Below are 3,614 nucleotides of genomic sequence, written 5' to 3' on the forward strand. Positions count from 1 at the left end.
GCCTCATATCTACGTCATTTTCTTGAGAGATTTGATAGACCGTTTCAAATGAATCTACCATTACCTTGCGTAATTTGTAAGCTACTTCCTCTTCAGACCAGTAGTATCCTTGATTATTTTGCACCCATTCGAAGTATGAAACCGTTACGCCTCCAGCACTCGCTAAAATATCTGGCACTAAAAGTACGCCTTTTTCATCTAAAATGCGCGTAGCTTCAAGCGTAGTCGGTCCGTTCGCTGCTTCTACTACAATAGAAGCTTTAATGCGATGAGCGTTGCGAACCGTAATTTGATTCGAAATGGCTGCAGGTACTAAAATATCACATTCTTTTTCTAATAGTTCTTCGTTTGTCATCACATTGGTAAATAAATTTGTTACGGTACCAAAACTGTCGCGTCGATCAAGCAGGTAATCAATATCAAGACCAAGCGGATCATAAAGAGCTCCGTATGCGTCTGAAATGCCAATTACTTTTGCTCCTGCATCATGCATGAACTTAGCGAGAAAACTGCCGGCATTTCCGAATCCTTGAATAATAATTCGCGCTTCTTGCAAGTTAAGGTTTTTCTTTTTAACAGCTTCTTCTATACAAATGRTTACTCCTTTAGCCGTTGCAGTTTCGCGTCCTTGAGATCCTCCGAGTACGATAGGTTTTCCGGTAATAAAACCAGGAGAATCGAACTCACGCAGTCGGCTATATTCATCCATCATCCATGCCATAATTTGAGAGTTTGTATAGACATCCGGTGCAGGAATATCTTTAGTAGGCCCAACTATTTGACTGATGGCTCTTACATAGCCGCGGCTGAGTCGTTCTAGTTCACCAAAAGACATGTTTCTTGGGTCACATACAATTCCGCCTTTACCGCCGCCGTACGGAAGGTCGACAATGCCGCATTTTAAGCTCATCCATATGGATAATGCCTTCACTTCCTCTTCATTTACTTCAGGATGAAAACGTACTCCTCCTTTAGTAGGCCCGACAGCATCATTATGTTGAGAGCGGTAGCCGGTGAATACTTTTACCGATCCGTTATCCATTTTAACCGGAATACGAACCGTCATCATGCGCAGCGGTTCTTTCAATAAATGGTATACTTCTTCACCATAGCCTAGCTTTTGAAGCGCTTCTTGAATAACTGTTTGAGTAGATAAAAATAAATTAAGTGATTCCTGTTCTTGATGCTGTTCTCTTTTTAATTCACTAGCTGTTTTTGTAATGGACATTCTGTTCACCCCATATTAATCATTGAATTTTCTCAACGATTTAACATGCAATTCCTGTGCCAGTTTGCAACGCTTTTATATTATAAATAATCTCTATTAGCAAGCCTTATATTCCCTGCATAGGCTGATATTAGTATATACTTAAAGAAATAAGACAAACTATTTATACCGCAAAGGAGGAAAGTGCTATGTTACATGAAAGAAAAGAACAAGAGCGAAACAATCACTGTATAGAATGCTGTTCCATCTGCGGAGAAAGGCTAACATCTTTTCAAGAAAAAGAAATATTCACATGCGACAGCTGCTTTGAACAAAAAGTCAACGATGTGCTTTCTGAGCTGTAATCAGATGCTCTATTTTTTAGAAACAGGTGTCACAATGTTAAAGTTTGGATCGATAGAATCCTGACAAGACAAAAAGAAATCCCATTTTGATTTATCTCCTTGAACAAATATGACCGAGCTATAAGAGTGATCATTTGTAGTTGTGAGTCGATATAAGGTATCTTGCCACATCGTTACCGTCACCTCAGCTTTCTTTCGCGTATCTCCGAGATACCTAAAGATTCCATGCTTAAATTCTGTGAGAGCTACTTCATTACGATCTGGTATGACAAACAATAGACGATAGTTACATGCACCTGCCTTTAATCCATCTACGCGAATGCTAAATAGTTCTAAAATATTTTTTAAAGGAAGTGTATCCCATACTTCTTTTGTGATAATGTTGGCAGGCAGCGGTATATTACCTAAACGAAGTTCTTTGGCTCCTGTTAAATATTCATTTCGCCAAGGGCCAGATTCCGCTATATACCCTAATTGTTCAAGCGCGTCTGCACATAAAAGTTTTGCCTTTACATGGTGAGGATCAGCGTAAATAACTTGTTTGGTCACTTCAGCTACCCATTGATAGTCGCCTTGTTGAAAACAACGCTGCGCTTTTTTGACAATGTTGTCCGCTCCCCCCATATACTCTACATACTTCTTAGCTGACTCTTCAGGAAACAGTTTATTTAAATCGACAGGATTGCTGTTATACCAGCCCATATAGCGCTGATAAACCGCTTTTGCGTTGTGGTTAACCGTTCCATAAAGACCGTTGGTATACCACTCGTGAGATAGGATTTCTGGGAGCTTCATCATTCGGCCGACGTGATCAATGGTATATCCTTGATTCATGAGCCTTAATGTTTGATCATTAATATATTGATAAACATCTCGTTGATTTTCGATATATGTGATGCACGACTCGTTTCCGAACCTTGGCCAATTATGTACCCCAAATACAGTTGTTAGTTCTTGGCCAAATAAATCGATTGCTTGCTGCAAGTATCTTGCCCATGCTGCTGCGTCTCTTACTTTTGCTCCTCTGAGCGTATAGATGTTGTGCTGAGTGGCCGTACAGTTTTCTGCAATACACAGAGACTTTTCACTGGGAATATAGATGTTCATTTCAGCAGGCGCTTCCGTTCCTGGCGTAAGCTGAAACTGAAATGAGACGCCGTCAATTTTCTTACTTACATAAGAATGATGTTCGGAAGGACGGATTTCTTCTATGCCTTTAATAAGCGTGATTGTTCCAAATGAAATTTCTTTTCCGATACCGTTGTCAATTAAGCCTTTTTCATCGCGTCGCAGTTGAATACCGTACATATATTGACTTCTTCGTGTCATTGCTGTTGCCGCCGTGACGTTTTCATCGATAACCGCATCCATAAACCCAGCAGGAGCATAAACTTTACTAGTTTTATTTTGTGTTGAGTCAGGTAATACTCCTAAAACTCCACCGTAATGGTCTATATGTGAATGTGAGAAGATAACGGCTCTAACAGGACGCTTCCCGCAGTGCTGGTTTACTAGTTTAAGTGCTTCTTCTGCTGTTTCTCTTGACGTCAAGCAATCAATAACAATCCATCCCGTATTCCCTTTAACAAATGTAATATTAGCCATATCAAAGCCTCTTACTTGAAAGATATTTTCAGTTACTTGATATAAGCCGGCTTGTACATTTAATTTTCCTTGTTCCCACAGTTTAGGGTGGACAGTAGCAGGTGTAGATTGTTCAAATAAAAAAGCGTACTTTCTTAAATCCCATACAGGATACAGCTGATTTTTTTTGAAAATCAGAGGAAAAGGTACGCGTACAAGAGCTTGGTAATCAGCAAGATTTTGTTCTAATTTCACTTGTTCCCAGTCTATGTTTTTATAAGTATCAGCATTAGTCGCTGCAGTCTTTTGAGTAGCATCTTTTCGGTGAATCGTTAACTCCTGTTCATAATCAAACAGCATAACCCCCTCCTTTTTATTACTTTATGCGTAAAAATGAGACGAAGTACAAAAAGGGAGGGAAAATAGAGTTAACAAAAAAGAAGATGCGCTTAGTACGC

The 3,614-nt window shown here is 39.6% G+C and carries 3 protein-coding genes; 1 reads left to right on the forward strand and 2 read right to left on the reverse strand.

Annotated features, from left to right (window positions below):
• Positions 1 to 1,228, reverse strand: a 1,228-nt coding sequence (locus AC1DRF_RS19580) for a Glu/Leu/Phe/Val family dehydrogenase (RefSeq protein ID WP_477741456.1), incomplete at its 3' end; no start/stop codon positions are given.
• Between the two features lie 188 nt (positions 1,229 to 1,416).
• On the opposite strand from AC1DRF_RS19580, the gene AC1DRF_RS19585 reads away from it, so the two are divergent.
• The gene (locus AC1DRF_RS19585) at positions 1,417 to 1,572 is read left to right on the forward strand and encodes a hypothetical protein (RefSeq protein ID WP_013083248.1); all 156 of its coding nucleotides are present in this window, start codon (positions 1,417 to 1,419) and stop codon (positions 1,570 to 1,572) included.
• A 9-nt stretch (positions 1,573 to 1,581) separates the two neighbouring features.
• On the opposite strand, the gene AC1DRF_RS19590 is transcribed toward AC1DRF_RS19585, so the two are convergent.
• Positions 1,582 to 3,516, reverse strand: a complete 1,935-nt coding sequence (locus tag AC1DRF_RS19590) for an alkyl/aryl-sulfatase (protein ID WP_427076511.1) — start codon at positions 3,514 to 3,516, stop codon at positions 1,582 to 1,584.
• Positions 3,517 to 3,614: the final 98 nt, after the last annotated feature.

This window comes from Priestia sp. P5_B4 (assembly GCF_056400385.1).